This is a genomic window from Pseudomonas sp. CAM1A, assembly GCF_047501685.1.
Taxonomy (GTDB): Bacteria; Pseudomonadota; Gammaproteobacteria; order Pseudomonadales; family Pseudomonadaceae; genus Aquipseudomonas.
Window position 1 is genome coordinate 13,119 of record NZ_JBFNXP010000006.1, and the last position, 14,792, is coordinate 27,910.

Below are 14,792 nucleotides of genomic sequence, written 5' to 3' on the forward strand. Positions count from 1 at the left end.
CCGTGTACCCCGTGATGAAGACGGCCAGCAAGGCCAACGGTGTGATCTTCGCCCTGGCGTTGGCGGCGATGTTCGTCTACTCGCTGCCGCCAGTGCTGAGCTTCGCCCGCGCCCAGAGCGACAGCTGGAACCTGTTCGTCGACGGCAAGCTGTTGCGCAAGTTCGAACAGGTCTACGACAAGCGCCTGTTCCTGCGCGAGCCTTCGCAGCGACTGTGGGCCGACGCCCAGTTCCAGCTGTTCGGCGAGGGCACCAAGGGCGTGGTGCTGGGCAAGGACGGCTGGCTCTACACCAACCAGGAATACCGCGTGCCCAACGATCTGGACGCCAGCCTGGCAAGCCAGCTGGAGCAGATCGTCAAGGTCCAAGGGCAGCTGGCCGCGCACGGCAAGCACCTGGTGCTGCTGCCGCTGCCGATGAAGCTGGATATCTATGCCAGCCACGCCGAGCGCGCCTTTGACCCGCGGGTGCACAGCCTTTACGACCGCTTCGTCGCCGACCTGCAGCTACGCCGGCTGGATGTGGTGCCGTTGCGCGAAGCCTACCTGCGCAACCTGGCCGGCCCACGGCTGTTCCTCAAGTCCGACACCCACTGGAGCCCGGACGGTGCGCGCCTGTCGGCCTACGAGCTGGCACGCCAGCGCCCGCAGTTGCTTGGCGATCAGGTGTACGTGTCGCGCAAGGCCGGCGACAAGACGGTCAAGGGCGACCTGATGAACTACCTGCAGTTCGACCATGCCCGCCTGGCGCCGCAGTTCGGTGCCAACCCGATCGAGCTGTACGAGACCCTCCAGGCCGAACAGGACAGTGGCGCGCTGTTCGCCGAGCAGACGCAAAGCCTGCTGCTGGTGGGTACCAGCTACAGCAAGATCGACGACTGGAACTTTGTCGGGTTCCTCAAGGAGGCGCTCAACCGCGACCTGCTGTCCATCGCCGTGGAGGCCCGCGGGCCGTTCGAAGCGATGGACCAGTTCCTCGCCGGCGACCAGTTGCACAACCCGCAGATCGACACCGTGGTCTGGGAATTCCCCCTGCGCACCCTGTTGGCCCACCGTCCCGGGGCGCTGACCCGCAGCGCCCAGCCCGGGCATTTCTGACGTCCCTAGGAGAACCTGATGAAGCTTTTGCCCCTGCTCACCGCCCTGGCCCTGGCCAGCGCCAGCCACGCCGCCCTGGCCGCCGAAGGCAATGCCGACCTGTACGACGCCGTGGCCCCGGCCAACTCGGCGTTCGTGCGCGTGCTCAACCTGTCCGACGGCAACGTCGAGGTGGCCCTCAGCGGCAAGCTCAACCCGCAGAAGGTCGCCCCGGGCCAGCTCAGCGGCTACCGCTTCGTGCCGGCCGGCGTGCACAGGATCGGCATCGGCGCCAAGGCCATCGAACCGACCCTGGCGGCCAACGCCGCCAGCACCGTGGTGTACGACGGCAAGCAGCTACAAGTGATCGCCGACCAGTACGTCAATGAGCCGAAGAAGGCCCAGGTGGCCTTCTACAACCTGACCCCGGCCCAGGCCACGCTGCGCACCGCCGACGGCAAGCACGAGGTGGTCAAGGCCCTGGCCAGCGGCCAGACCGGCGCACGCATGGTCAACGAGATCAAGATCGACTTCGCCGCCTATGTCGGCGGCCAGGAAGTGGCCAGCTTCGACGAACTGTTCCTCAAGAAGGGCCGCTCGTACAGCTATGTGCTGCTGCCAGGCAATCGCAGTCTGAGCCTGGCCAACAGCATCGACCCGACCGAGTGACACACCGCCGCAAGGATGACTGGCCCATGAACACCTTCCTCCCCCTTGGCCTGGCGGCCACCCTGGCGCTGACGGCCCTGCCCGGCCTGGCCGCCGAGCCCGCCCGGCCCGGTTGCGAGAACCTGCAGTGCATGGTCTGCCCGGCCCTGGCCGAACCGCAGCGCTATGCCGAAGGGCGCATGAAGCTGATGCGCCAGATCGTTCCCGGCAAGGAGCGCTGGCTGTTCCGCTCGATGGTCGACCTGACCAACGACTTCGGCATTCCCGCGCCCATGCGCCCGGAGTTCGCCCGGCTGATGGACGCGTTCCACCGCCAGGGCATCCAGGTGGCCATGGCGATCCAGCCGACCCGCGGCCTGATGCACCGCGACAAGCTCTACGCCGACCAGTTGTACGGGTTCGACTTCGAGCGTGCCAGCCGCAACCTCGACAGCTACCTGGGGCAACTGCGCCAGGGCGGCGCGGTGGTGGCGCCGATGATGCAGCTGGTGCGCCAGCCGCCCCAGGGCGAGTACTTCTTCCGCCGCGACCACCACTGGACCCCGACCGGCGCCGAGGCAACGGCCAGGCTCATGGCCGAGGAGATCCGCCGCCAGCCGTTCTACGAAGGCCTGACCAGGAAGCGCTACAGCACCGAGCCCGGCGTGATGGTGCCCAAGGACGGTACGCTGAACCTGGCCCTGAGCTACATCTGCGGCAACAACTACGGGTTCCAGTACGTGCGCGGCTACCAGACCGTGCCGGTGGCCGACAGCAGCGACGCCCTGTTCGACGAGGCGCCCGACCCCGAGGTGATCCTGGTCGGCGACAGCAACGCCGCGGCCCGCGAGGACGAGAGCAAGCAGTTCAACTTCGACGGCTACCTGAAACAGTACCTGGAGGCGGATGTCCTCAACTACGCCCTGCCCGGCGTGGGTGAGGACGGCTCGCTGCTGGAATACCTGCTGTCCGCCGACTACAAGCCCGAGGCGCCGCCCAAGCTGATCGTCTGGGAACTGCCGGCCAACTACCGCCTGGACTCGCCGTTGATGTATCGCCAGTTGGTGCCGGCGATACACGGCGGCTGCAAGGCTTCCCGGGAGATATTGGGCACGAAGCTGCAGCGTCCGGCACTGCGGGCCGGTGAGCGCATCGAACTGCTGAGCAATGCCGGCAGTGCCCGGCAGGCCGTGTCCAAGGGCTTTCTCGATATCCGCCTGAGCGACAGGAACGTCAAGGACTTCTACATCATCGTCTATTACGACAACGGCGCCCGCGACAAGGTGTGGTTCCGTCGCGAGGCGGCGGTTGGTGGCGGCCAGTACTACCTGGAACTGAGCCGGGCGCCCGAGTTCGCCGGTGCCAACCTGCTCTCGGTGTTCCTCGAACCGACCAAGGCCGGCACCGCCGCCACCGATGTGGAGACGCGCCTGTGCCTGTGAAATCGATAATAGGGGCTGCTGCGCAGCCCATCGCCGGCAAGCCGGCTCCCACAGAGGAATGCGCGGCACTTGTGGGAGCCGGCTTGCCGGCGATGGGCCGCAAAGCGGCCCCAGGGTTGCCCCTGCTGCTTGCAATCGCCCTGCTGCCCCTCCCCAGCCATGCTGCGCAAACCCTCTGGCCCGCCCGCGCCACCGCGCAGTCGGCCATGATCGCCGACTACCGCAGCCTGACCTGCAGCAAGCAACCGCCACCCCCCTATACCGGCAGCCTGCACCTGCAGAGCAAGTACGATCAGCGCGATGCCAGCAAGTCGACCTTGCGCGCCGCGCCCGACGCCGACAGCGAGCGCATAGCCCGGCAGGTCAAACAGTTCATCGCAGGCGTGATCCAGGCCGGCAAGCGCTTCCAGAAGGCGAAGAAGCCCCAGGAGGCCAACATGGCCCTGGCCTGCCAGGACCAGTGGCTGGAGCATTGGGCGCAAGCCGGAGCCCTGCTCGACCCGCACGCCAGCAACACCGGCATGGCGGCACGCAAATGGGCACTGGCGGCCATGGCCGGCGCGGTGCTACTGACCCAGGCGGCGGCCGACGGCAAGGCACCGCTCAGCCCTGTGCAACGACGCTGGTTCACCCAGCTCGGCGAACAGGTGATCCGCGAGTACGACCCGCGCCGCCAGTCCACCACGGTCTACTTCAACAACCACGACTACTGGGCCGCCTGGGCGGTGGCCGCCGCCGGCATGCTGGTGGGCCGCGACGATTTCATCCGCTGGGCCGACGGCAACCTGCGCCGGGGCCTGACCCAGGCCGTGCGCAGCGGCGACCAGGCCTACCTGCCGCTGGAGGTGGCGCGCAGCAGGCTGGCTGCCAACTACAGCCAGTACGCCCTGGTGCCGCTGGTGCTGCTGAGCGAATCGGCGCGCGCCAATGGTCTGGCCTGGAGCGACGACGACCAGCGCACCCTCGACCAGTTGGCCACCTTCGCCGCCCGCAGCGTACTCGCCCCGGACACCCTGCCGCAGCTCAAGGGTCAGCGCCAGGCCGACGTCGCGCCGTACAAGCTAGCCTGGCTGATCCCGTTCCTGGCCCGCCGCCCCGGGCATGCCCTCGCCCGCCAGCTGTACGACAGCGAAGACGGCGAGGTGGACAACTACAGCCAGATCGGCGGCCCGCTCAAGCCGGCCTACCCCAACCTGCCTTGATCAAGGACGCTCCCATGGCACCGTTCAGCCGCTTCTCCCTCACCTGCCTGGCCGCCCTGCTGCTGGCGACGACCGCCCAGGCCGCGCCGGTGATGGACACCCTGCCCCAGGCGCAGCACCAGCAACAGCTGGAGCAACTGCGCCGCCAGGCCCGCCAGGCGGTGGCCTTCGAGCAGACGCGCCGCCCGCCACCGGCGGGCCGTGCCAGCGTCAGCCTGCAACCGATGTTCTCGTCCCAGGCCGGCAGCTGGCCGTTCGAGCCGTTCGTCAACAATGGCCTGTTCCGCGCCATCGCCGGCTACCAGGCGCATCACCCGCAGGCCGTGGTACTGCGCGGTGGCAGCATCACCCTGGCGCAGCTGCACGATGCGCTGCACGACCCACGGGTCCTCAAGCGCTACAAGGATGGCTACCTGCTCAGCTACCCGCTGATGATCGGCGCCGATGCCGGGCTGGTGCTCGAGGGCGCCCATCTCTACCTGTACAGTTTTTCCGGCACCGCGCTGATCAACCAGGGCTGGTTGGGCCTGGAACGTTCGACATTGGAGAGCGTGGCCGGCGACAAACCGGGCAACACCGATCGCGCCTGGCGCCCCTTCGTGGTGGCCTGGGCCGGCAGCCATACCGAGGTGATCGGCTCGACGCTCAAGCGCCTGGGCTACAACGCCAACCTGTCCCGGGGCCTGAGTACCGCGCTGAGCACCCAGCAACCCGCCGGTACGCGCCCCGCCACGCTGCTGATCGAGGCCAGCCAGTTCAGCGAACTGTCCAGCGCGGTGGAGCTGCAACACAGCCAGGCGACCATCGCCGGCAGCCGCTTCGCAGGCTCGCAGCAATACGCCATCGACGCCCGCGACAGCCAGTTGCACCTGCACGACAACCAGGTGCAGGGCATCGACAACAACAGCGGCGTGCGCCTGCGCGGCCAGACCCGGGCACTGGTCGAGAGCAACCTGATCCTCGGCGCCGCCAAGGCCGCCATCGAAATCAGCGACCAGCGCGGCGCCGTGCTGCTGGCCGGCAACCGCATCGGCGACAGCCGTGGCCATGGCATCCAGCTGCGCAACCTCGCGCCCACGCCCGAGGCGCCGCTGCTGATCGACGACAACCTGCTGGCCAGCAGCCAGGGCAGCGCGGTGGACGCCAGCGAGGTGGCGGCCCTGGCCCTGGTCGGCAATCGCATCGGCAACACCCCGGAGTATGCAATCAGCCTGCGCAATGCCACGCCCCTGCCGGGCCCGCTGCTGCTCAGCGGCAATCGCCTGGGACAGGTGGGCAAGGCGGTGGTGCGGGTCGAGGGTGTGCGGGAGGTCGAGCTGGGGCACAATAGCTTCGACGGCAAGGCACTGTTGCAGAACCTGCTGGCCGGTGACCTGCTGGCGCTGCAGGGGCAGGTGCTGGAGGCGACGCTGGTCCAGGGGCAAGTGGTAAGGGTACGCCTGCAATAGTGCCAGCCATTTTCGGTTTACCTGAATCCTGTGGGAAATGCGTGGGAGCGGGCTTGCCCCGCGAACACCGGCAACGCCGGTGCCATGCTCCGCGCAGGCCGCATCGCGGGGCAAGCCCGCTCCCACGCAGCCCGATACATGTGCTCAGGCGACCGGGCGCTGCATCCGTACGAAACACTCATCCATACCCACTTCGACGAAGCCCCGGCGCTGGTACAGGCGCCGCGCCGGGTTGCTGCCGAACACCATCAGTCGCAGCCATGGCAGCCGGCGTTGCGCCGCCCAGCCGGCCAGTTCCTCCAGCACCCAGCCGCCAACGCCGCGGCCACGATACTCGGGCAGCAGGTGCAACTCGCGAATGAACAACGCCTGGCGATCCTGGCTGAGGCTGCAAAACCCAAGCACCTGCTCGTCCTCGACCACCAGCCACTGTTCGCGCCAGCCCCAGGCCTCGTCGAAGGCTTCCTCGATCCACAGCAGGTCGAACTCGCGGTAGTACGGCAGCATGGCGCGACGGGTGAGGTCGCGGGCAAACGTCAGGTAGTCATCACTGGCGGGGATCAGTTCAAGGGGCATAGCACACCGGTGAACTGGCCGGGCCACGGCGCTCCAGCTCATCCTCCAGCCACCGGGCCAGGACCTGGGCATTGTTGTGCTCGGTATCCTTGCCGGCGTACAGCAAAGTCAGGTTGCCTTTGCCAGCCAGGTCCAGCAGCGGGTACCAGTGTTCGGGATGGGCGGCCAGTTCCTGCTGGTAGCACTGGGTGAATCCGGCAAAGTCGATCTCGCCGGCATGCAACGCCTTGCGCAGTGCGTCGGACGGTGCCACTTCGCGCAGCCACTGGCCATGCAGGTCTTCCTTGCGCTTGTTGCGAGGCCACAGGCGATCGACCAGCACCCGCTGGCCATCGCTGGCCGCAATCGGATCGTACACGCGCTTGCAACAAATCATCGGCAACTCGCTTGGCAATTGCGAAGTGCCTTCTAGACTAGAGGTTCCGTTGACCGAGGTCACGTGGCAGTAACAGATTGTTTCTAGGATAGGAAACCTTCCCTTCTCCGTCGAAACACCCCGGAGCCATCATGACAACTCCCTTGCTGGCCAGCCAGGACGCGCTGCCCAAGCTCGACTCCCGCCCCCACCTGTCCCACCGCCCCGGACGCGCCACCCTCACCCTGTTCTTCGGCCTGCTATTCGCCGGCCTGGCCTACACCTTCTGGAGCCTCAAGCAGGATGTCAGCGCCAGCGGCACCGTGGTCACCACCGTCACCCCCTTCCTGCTGCTGGGCCTGGCCCTGTTGATCGCTCTGGGCTTCGAGTTCGTCAATGGCTTCCACGACACCGCCAACGCCGTGGCCACGGTGATCTATACCCATTCGTTGCCGGCGTCGGTGGCGGTGGTCTGGTCGGGTTTGTGCAATTTCCTCGGGGTGCTGCTCTCCAGCGGCGCGGTGGCCTTCGGCATCATCGCCTTGCTGCCGGTGGAACTGATCCTGCAGGTCGGTTCGTCGACCGGCTTCGCCATGGTCTTCGCCCTGCTGCTGGCAGCAATCATCTGGAACCTCGGCACCTGGTGGCTGGGCCTGCCGGCGTCGTCCTCGCACACGCTGATCGGCTCGATCATCGGCGTGGGCGTGGCCAACGCGCTGATGCACGGACGTGACGGCACCAGCGGCGTGGACTGGGCCCAGGCCAGCAAGGTCGGCTATGCCCTGCTGTTCTCGCCCCTGATCGGTTTTGCCTGCGCCGCCCTGCTGCTGCTCGCCCTGCGCGCACTGGTCAAGCGCCGCGAGCTGTACCAGGCACCGCAAGGCCAGACGCCACCGCCCTGGTGGATCCGCAGCGTGCTGATCCTCACCTGCACCGGTGTGTCGTTCGCCCATGGCTCCAACGATGGTCAGAAAGGCATGGGCCTGATCATGCTGATCCTGGTCGGTACGCTGCCGATGGCCTATGCGCTGAACAAGACCATGCCCAACGAGCAGGCGCTGCAGTTCTCGGCAGTCGCCGAAGTCACCCGCCAGGCTCTGGTACGGACCGCCCCCACGCCCGCCCCGGCCGATCCACGCCAGGTGCTGACCGCGTTCGTCGCCACCCCTGAAGCCAACCCCGAGCTGCTGCCGGCGCTGGCCGCGCTGACCGGCATGATCGGTGAGGAAGTCAAAGGCTACGGCTCGCTCAAGCGCGTGCCGGCCGAGGCCATGGCCAACGTGCGCAACGACATGTACCTGGCCAGCGAAGCCATCCGCCAGATCGACAAGCACCAGCTGGCCCACTACGACGCCGACACCGCCCGCCATGTGCAGCTGTTCAAGCGCCAGCTGGACGACGCCACTCGCTATATCCCGCTGTGGGTCAAGGTGGCGGTGGCCATCGCCCTGGGCCTGGGCACCATGGTCGGCTGGCGGCGCATCGTGGTGACGGTGGGCGAGAAGATCGGCAAGACTCACCTGAGCTATGCCCAGGGCGCTTCGGCCGAGGTGGTGGCGATGTGCACCATCGGCGCGGCGGACATGTTCGGCCTGCCAGTGTCGACCACCCACGTGCTGAGCTCGGGCGTGGCCGGGACCATGGTGGCCAATGGTTCGGGCATTCAACGCAAGACGCTGGTCAACCTGCTGATGGCCTGGGTGTTGACCCTGCCGGCGGCGATGTTGCTGGCGGGGTGTCTGTACTGGCTGCTCAACCAGCTCTTCTGATCCTGTAGGAGCGGCTTCAGCCGCGATCACCCGCAAATCGGGTGCCAGGCTCCGCGTTGCCTGCATCGCGGCTAAAGCCGCTCCTACAGAGGTAAGGAGCGATCAAACGGGAATTTTCAGGCCGCGCTGTACGGCCGGGCGCTCGAGGAACTGCGCCAGCACCCGCTGCACTTCCTTGAACTTGTCGAACTCCACCAGCTCCCGCGCGTTGTAGCGCTCCACCAGGTTACGCACCCAGGGGAAGATGGCGATATCGGCGATGCTGTACGCATCTACCATCCACTCACGACCCTGCAAATGGCGATCGAGCACCGCCAGCAAGCGCTTGGACTCATTGACGTAGCGGTCCCGCGGACGCTTGTCCTCGTACTCCTTGCCCGCGAAGAAATGGAAGAAGCCCACCTGGCCGAACATCGGCCCGATGCCGCCCATCTGGAACATCAGCCACTGCAGAGTCTGGTAGCGCTGGGCCGGGTCCTGGCTCAGCAACTGGCCGCTCTTCTCGGCCAGGTACTGCAGGATCGCCCCCGACTCGAACAATGGCAAAGGCTGGCCCCCCGGCCCATTGGGGTCGAGGATCGCCGGGATCTTGTTGTTGGCGCTCAGGGAGATGAACTCGGGGCTCAACTGGTCTTCGCTTTCGAAGCTGACCTTGTGCACCTCGTAGGCCAGGCCGATCTCCTCCAGCATGATCGAGACCTTGACCCCGTTGGGCGTGGCCAGCGAATACAGTTGCAGACGCTCGGGGTGTCGCGCCGGCCATTTGCCGGTGATGGGAAACGCGGAAAGTTCAGTCATGGGTGTGCCTTGCAGCGTTGAGGTTGTCGGGCATCCGGATCACCCCGACAATGCCAGCCCTGCCCAGGCGCTGCAAATGAAAAGGCGACCCGCGCATGCGGGTCGCCCACACGATCAACGCGACTTCACGGCATCCGCCCCCCGCGAGACGACCACCTCGACCCGCCGGTTGAGCTGACGCGACTGGGCGTCGCGGTTGCTGGCCACCGGATACTCCTTGCCATATCCGACGCTGACGATGCGCGCCGGATCTATCCCCTGCTGGCGCAGGGCATGGGCCACCGCCGCGGCGCGGTTCTCGGACAGGCGCTGGTTGAAGGCGTCGCCGCCGGTGGCATCGGTGAAGCCCTCGACCAGCACCTTGCGCTCGGGATTGTCTCGCAGGAACCGCGCCAGCTGCTGGATATCGCCCTGGCTGCGCCCACGCAGCTCGGCACGGCCGGTATCGAACAGCACATCGCCGAAGGTCACGACGGTGCCGCGTTCGGTCTGCTGGCCGTTGAGCGCTTTCAGCGCATTGAGCTGGGCGGTACGCACCTGAAGGCGCGCTTCGGCGCGTCGGGCCTCGATGCCCCGCATGCCGGCCTCGGCCTGGCGCAACACGATGGTCTGCTCGGCCGTCTCGATCTCGCGGTTGGCCAGGTAGGCGAGCTGCTCGACCTCAGGCGATTTGCGATTGGTCAGCGAAGCCGCCTCTGCCTTGGCCAGCGCGGCTTGCGCTTCTTGGGTTTGCAGGGCGGCCAGGCGGTGCGCCTGTGGCTTGGCCTGCAACGCCGAAAAGGCTTCGCGAGCCTCCAGCAGGTGCGGATTTTCAGGGGTGGCGGCGCAACCGGCAAGCATCAGGGCAAGCACCGACAGCGCTGGCAGCAGGGTAGGTCTGTTCATGTTCGGCTCCTTGTCATTGGCCAGGCTGGGTGGGGGCGGCATCAGGCTCGCCGAGCATTTCCTGCTTGAGCACTTCGATCCCTTGCTCTTCGATCTTCAGTTGCTCCTGGGTCTTTTGCGCCCGCGCCTTGGTTTCGGCCAGGCGGGCATCGGCCTCGGCCTGCTGGGCCAGGAGCCGGACCTGGCCGAATCGCTTCTCGCCCAAAGCGCGATCCAGGGCGCCCAGCTTGTCCTGGGCGGCGCGCATTTCCACTGGAGCGTACTGGGTTGCATCAGCGGCCACGGCACGGTTGATGGCGCTACGGGTAAGTTCGATCTGTTCGGTGGGCACCACCACGGTGGTACAACCGCCCACCATCATGAGCAGGCCGACCAGCGGCAAGGTCTTGCGGTTGAAACGGACATGCATGGAAAGCTCCTGGGCTGTGCTCGCGATCCTGTGCCGGGTAGAACTTGGCACGGGATCCTGCGGGAAATAGCTGTTGCTCATCGTCAATGACCACGGCAGCGGGTCAGTGCTGGTACTGCACAAGGAAAACGAGAGCTCAGATGTCAGACTGTCGCGAAAGCGGCGTAAGACTATTTCCAGCACGCACACAGCAGAAGAGGACTGGTCCACAGTCTGCATGAGGTCCGTCTGCATTTGATGTAGGGCCTGTCAGCGATCCCCTGAAACGTGGCGTTCCTTTCCTCGCCCGATGGCCAAGGCAAGCCTTCTAGCAGCCCGCAGGTACCCTGATCATCACCCAGTCACGGTGTCGCTCGTCACCGCAAGGGAAGATCGCCTCTCCCACCTTGCGAAAGCCGTTGCGCTGATAGAAACGGATCGCTCGGGCGTTCAGTTCATTGACGGTAAGCCGCGCCTGGCCATCAACCTGGGCGAGGGTCATGGAGAGCAATAGTTGGCCGGCGCCCGTGCCATGAACGCAAGGCAGTACATAGCAGCGGGAGATTTCCGCCAGTTGATCGGCTTCGGCAATACCCAGCTCGCCGGGCGCCAGATCGAGCATGCTGTAGCCCAGCACCTGGCCATCCCGTTCGACCACCAGCAACCGCTTGTGCGCGTGCTCCAGGTGCGCCCGGAAATGTTCAGGCTGGAGATGCTGGGCGATGTAGTGCTGCTGGGCGCTGACCGCGCTATCGGGCGGGCTGGCCAGGGCGAAGGTCGCTTGGCCGACGAGGCTCAGGGCCACGCAGTCTTCGTCACGGGCCGGGCGAATCTGGTAGGGCATGGCAACATCCTGTCGGGCAGCCGGGTCACATTCGACAATGCCAGCCACTCCCTGCCGACGCAAGGTTCAGGCGTCGCCATGGGCCAGCCGCTTGAGCTTTTCGGTATCGACCCGCACGAACACCGAATCGGCGGTGACGGTCAGTACATCCCCGGCCCAGACTTCGCAGATCACCCGTGTCTTGCGCCCCAGCTCACCCTCGACCCGGGCCTTGAGCAGCAGCTCGACGCCCATGGGCGTGGGCTTGAGGTAGGTCAAGCCAAGCTGGCCGGTGACGCAGTCGATGCGCGGCAGGCTGCCAGGTTCGCGGCCTTCGGCACGGTAGTGGCAGGCCATGGCAGTCCAGTTGGAATGGCAGTCGACCAGCATGGCCAGCAAACCACCGTAGACCAGGCCGGGCCAGCCGGTGAAGGTCGGATCGGGGGTATGCCGGCACCACAGGTGGACGCCGTCGGCGTCCCAGTGGCTCTGCACATGCAGGCCGCTGGGGTGGGAACAGCCGCAGCCGTAGCAGATGCCTTCGGGGGCGGCGAGTTGTTGCAGGGACAGGGCTTGCTCGGTCATACGCGTCCTTGGCTTGTTGGTGTTGGATAAGGAGGCTGGCTGCCGATGGTAGCGCCCTGCGCGGCCTGCGCCAATGCACGGGGCCTGCCCGCAGACATTACCTGCCTGACGGCAACCGCTCTGAACCGCGATTCAGCCACAATCAGCCCGCCCATCCAGACGATTGACTCCCTGCCCGTTCGGTGGTCAGATGCGCGCCAGTTTCAGGTGCCCTGCGCCGCCGCGCGCAAGGTGAAACGGGAAGCCGGTGAGTCGCTACCACGACAAGTCCGGCGCTGCCCCCGCAACGGTAAGCGAGCGAACCCTTCGACAGACCACTGTGCACACGCATGGGAAGGTGAAGGTTTCATGCCCCTCGCAAGCCCGGAGACCGGCCTGAGGCTTCACTTGGCAACCCGCGGTGGGCGGGCGCAGGCCGGTATTCGCGTGCGCGCCTGCGCGCGCTTCGCCGTTGCGTGTTTTCCACCGGGATCCATTCTTTCCTGCAGCAGTGGAACGACATGTCCCGTATCAACAAGCTTCACACCCTGGCGGCCTGCCTGGCCGTGTCCCTGCCGGCGCTGGCCGACGAGCAGCCCAGCCCTGCGCTCACCCTGCCGTCCACGGCGATCACCGATAGCCGCGACCCGCAGGCCGTCGACCTGGCCACCCCCACCCAGGCCGGTTCGCGCCTGAACCTCAGTGCCCTGGAAACCCCGGCGAGCACCAGCAGCATCACCGCCGCGCAGATCCAGCAACGCAACAACACCACGGTGCAGGATGCCGTGACCCGCTCGCCGGGCATCACCTTCATCGGTACCCCTGGCGATGGCGGTACCGGCTTGTCGGCGCGCGGTTTCACCGGCCAGAGTTCGGTGATGACCCTGTTCGACGGGGCGCGCCTGTACGCCGGCGCCGGCACCCTCACCTACCCGGTCGACCCCTGGATGGTCGAGCGTATCGATGTGATCCGTGGGCCTGCCTCGGTGCTGTATGGCGAAGGCGCCACCGGGGCAACGGTCAACGTGATTCCGAAAAAGCCCTTCAGCGGTGATATCCGCAATCACCTGCGCCTGGGCTATGGCTCCTGGGACCGCCAGCAACTGGGGCTGGACAGCGGCGGCAGCCTGAGCGAGCGCCTGAGCTACCGCGCCACCCTGAACCAACAGGCAGGCAACGGCTGGGTCGACCGCACCGATTCGCGCAGCCTGGCGTTCTCCGGCGCGCTGCGCTTCGATGCCAGTGACGACCTGAGCTTCACCCTGTCCCACGAACGTGGCGACGCGCAACCTGCCAACTACTACGGCACGCCGCTGATCGACGGCCATCTGCGCAGCAGCGTGCGCAACAAGAACTACAACGTCAGCAATGACCAGCAGCGCTACCACGATGAGTGGACACGGCTGACCAGCGACTGGAACATCAGCGACAGCATCAGCGCCAGCAACCAGCTGTACTACATCAAGAGCCGTCGCCACTGGCGCAATGCCGAGGAATACGCCTGGGATGCCGGTGTGATCCAACGCGGCAGTTTCCTGGAGATCAAGCACAACCAGGAGCAGATCGGCGACCGCCAGAGCTTCACCTTCGATCACTCGCTGTTCGGCCTGGCCAGCAAGACCGTGGTGGGCGCCGAGTACAACAAGATCCGCTTCAACATCGACAGCAACTCGCCCTACGAAGATGGCTACACCGACCCGCTCGACCCTTGGCGGCCGGCCCCCGGCGGGTTCCACAGTGCCGATCCGACGCGCCCGCAGACGCTGTCGAAAACCAGCACCTTCTCGCTGTTCGCCGAAAACCGCACGCAACTTACCGAACGCCTGTCGCTGGTCACGGGCATACGCCGCGACCAGAACCACATCGACCGCAACGACCTGGTGAAGGACACTCGCGAAGACCAGAGCCTGCGTGGCGGCAACTGGCGCGCCGGCCTGGTGTACGCGCTGACTGACGACCTGTCCGTGTACGGCCAATACTCCACCAGCGAGGATGGTGTCGGTGACCTGCTGACCTTGCGCCCGGAGCAACGCCTTGAACTGACCGAAGCCAAGCAGACCGAGTTCGGCCTCAAGCAACGGTTCTGGGACGGACGCGGTGAATGGACGGTGGCGGCCTACCACATCGTCAAGAAGAAGCTGCCGGTGTACGACGTGGTCTCCAAGCGCAGCCAGCAGGCAGGCCAACAGACCTCCGACGGCCTGGAGGCAAGCCTGGAGCTGGCTCTGGGCAACCAATGGCAGCTGTCGGGCAATGCAGCCTTGGTGCGCGCCAAGTACGATGATTTCACTCAACTCAGCCGAGGCGTTTCCTACGACCGGTCTGGCAACCACCCGCAGGACGTCCCACGTCGGACCGCCAACCTGTGGCTGAGCAAAGGCTTCGGGCAAAGCGTCGACACCGGTATCGGCCTGCGCTACGTAGACGCCCGCTATTCCAGCGCCGCCAATGACCAGCGCGTGCCGGGCTACACCGTGGTCGATGCCAACATCGGCTGGCAGGTGCTGCCCGACGTGCGCCTGGGCCTGCAGGTGAACAACCTGTTCGATCGCGCGTATGCCCAGTCGAGCTACAGCGGCGAACAGTGGCTGCTGGGCGCGCCGCGCTCGTATTTCGCCACGGTGGACTACAGCTTCTGAGGCAGGCGTTGCGCACTCAGGCTCAAGAACGTAGATCATTGATCTAACTGGGGCTGCGTGGGAGCGGGCTTGCCCCGCGATGCGATGCATGGCACCGGCTCAGCCGGTGTTCGCGGGTCAAGCCCGCTCCCACGCTGTTCGTGCATAGCCTCGACGCCTGCGCCTGTCGCGCGGTGCTT

14 protein-coding genes and 1 riboswitch are annotated in these 14,792 nt (G+C 66.3%); of the genes, 7 read left to right on the forward strand and 7 right to left on the reverse strand.

Annotated elements, in window-relative coordinates; translation table 11 throughout:
• The first annotated feature begins 2 nt into the window (after positions 1–2).
• The 5 genes from ABZO33_RS15545 (at position 3) to ABZO33_RS15565 (ending at position 5,816) form a co-directional block, all read left to right on the forward strand.
• Complete coding sequence (locus ABZO33_RS15545) at positions 3–1,097, forward strand: alginate O-acetyltransferase (protein WP_414536756.1); 1,095 nt, start codon at positions 3–5, stop codon at positions 1,095–1,097.
• A gap of 18 nt (positions 1,098–1,115) precedes the next feature.
• Entirely contained in the window at positions 1,116–1,745 is a 630-nt protein-coding gene (locus ABZO33_RS15550; RefSeq protein WP_414536757.1) for an alginate O-acetyltransferase AlgF, read from the forward strand.
• A gap of 26 nt (positions 1,746–1,771) precedes the next feature.
• Positions 1,772–3,166 (forward strand): alginate O-acetyltransferase AlgX-related protein, encoded by a 1,395-nt coding sequence (locus ABZO33_RS15555; protein ID WP_414536758.1) that lies wholly within the window; start codon positions 1,772–1,774, stop codon positions 3,164–3,166.
• 92 nt (positions 3,167–3,258) lie between these two features.
• Positions 3,259–4,368 carry a polysaccharide lyase gene (locus ABZO33_RS15560; RefSeq protein WP_414536759.1) on the forward strand — a complete coding sequence of 370 codons (1,110 nt, stop codon included), beginning with the start codon at positions 3,259–3,261 and terminating at the stop codon, positions 4,366–4,368.
• Positions 4,369–4,382: 14 nt separating this feature from the next.
• On the forward strand, positions 4,383–5,816 hold the full coding sequence (locus ABZO33_RS15565; protein ID WP_414536760.1) for a right-handed parallel beta-helix repeat-containing protein: 1,434 nt from the start codon (positions 4,383–4,385) through the stop codon (positions 5,814–5,816).
• A gap of 144 nt (positions 5,817–5,960) precedes the next feature.
• Here ABZO33_RS15565 and ABZO33_RS15570 read toward each other — a convergent pair whose 3' ends face one another.
• Together ABZO33_RS15570 and ABZO33_RS15575 are read right to left on the reverse strand one after the other, a co-directional pair.
• Positions 5,961–6,392 carry a GNAT family N-acetyltransferase gene (locus tag ABZO33_RS15570; protein WP_414536761.1) on the reverse strand — a complete coding sequence of 144 codons (432 nt, stop codon included), beginning with the start codon at positions 6,390–6,392 and terminating at the stop codon, positions 5,961–5,963.
• Entirely contained in the window at positions 6,382–6,768 is a 387-nt protein-coding gene (locus tag ABZO33_RS15575) for a DUF488 domain-containing protein (protein WP_414536762.1), read from the reverse strand. The genes ABZO33_RS15570 and ABZO33_RS15575 overlap by 11 nt, the downstream gene beginning before the upstream one ends.
• A 131-nt stretch (positions 6,769–6,899) precedes the next feature.
• On the opposite strand from ABZO33_RS15575, the gene ABZO33_RS15580 reads away from it, so the two are divergent.
• Positions 6,900–8,516, forward strand: a complete 1,617-nt coding sequence (locus tag ABZO33_RS15580) for an inorganic phosphate transporter (protein ID WP_414536763.1) — start codon at positions 6,900–6,902, stop codon at positions 8,514–8,516.
• Between the two features lie 102 nt (positions 8,517–8,618).
• Here ABZO33_RS15580 and ABZO33_RS15585 read toward each other — a convergent pair whose 3' ends face one another.
• The 5 genes from ABZO33_RS15585 to ABZO33_RS15605 all read right to left on the reverse strand — a co-directional run bounded on the left by ABZO33_RS15585 (position 8,619) and on the right by ABZO33_RS15605 (position 11,995).
• On the reverse strand, positions 8,619–9,314 hold the full coding sequence (locus ABZO33_RS15585) for a glutathione S-transferase N-terminal domain-containing protein (protein ID WP_414536764.1): 696 nt from the start codon (positions 9,312–9,314) through the stop codon (positions 8,619–8,621).
• A 114-nt stretch (positions 9,315–9,428) separates the two neighbouring features.
• Positions 9,429–10,199: an OmpA family protein gene (locus ABZO33_RS15590; RefSeq protein WP_414536765.1), complete on the reverse strand. Its 771-nt coding sequence runs from the start codon at positions 10,197–10,199 to the stop codon at positions 9,429–9,431.
• Between the two features lie 13 nt (positions 10,200–10,212).
• Complete coding sequence (locus tag ABZO33_RS15595; RefSeq protein ID WP_414536766.1) at positions 10,213–10,608, reverse strand: DUF4398 domain-containing protein; 396 nt, start codon at positions 10,606–10,608, stop codon at positions 10,213–10,215.
• Positions 10,609–10,915: 307 nt separating this feature from the next.
• Positions 10,916–11,431, reverse strand: coding sequence for an N-acetyltransferase family protein (locus ABZO33_RS15600; protein ID WP_414536767.1), 516 nt, complete (start codon positions 11,429–11,431; stop codon positions 10,916–10,918).
• Between the two features lie 66 nt (positions 11,432–11,497).
• The gene (locus ABZO33_RS15605; RefSeq protein ID WP_414536768.1) at positions 11,498–11,995 is read right to left on the reverse strand and encodes a PaaI family thioesterase; all 498 of its coding nucleotides are present in this window, start codon (positions 11,993–11,995) and stop codon (positions 11,498–11,500) included.
• Positions 11,996–12,183: 188 nt separating this feature from the next.
• Positions 12,184–12,389: riboswitch (cobalamin riboswitch) on the forward strand.
• Positions 12,390–12,495: 106 nt separating this feature from the next.
• Between ABZO33_RS15605 and ABZO33_RS15610 the strand changes: the two genes are divergently transcribed.
• On the forward strand, positions 12,496–14,613 hold the full coding sequence (locus ABZO33_RS15610; RefSeq protein WP_414536769.1) for a TonB-dependent receptor: 2,118 nt from the start codon (positions 12,496–12,498) through the stop codon (positions 14,611–14,613).
• Positions 14,614–14,792 lie beyond the last annotated feature (179 nt).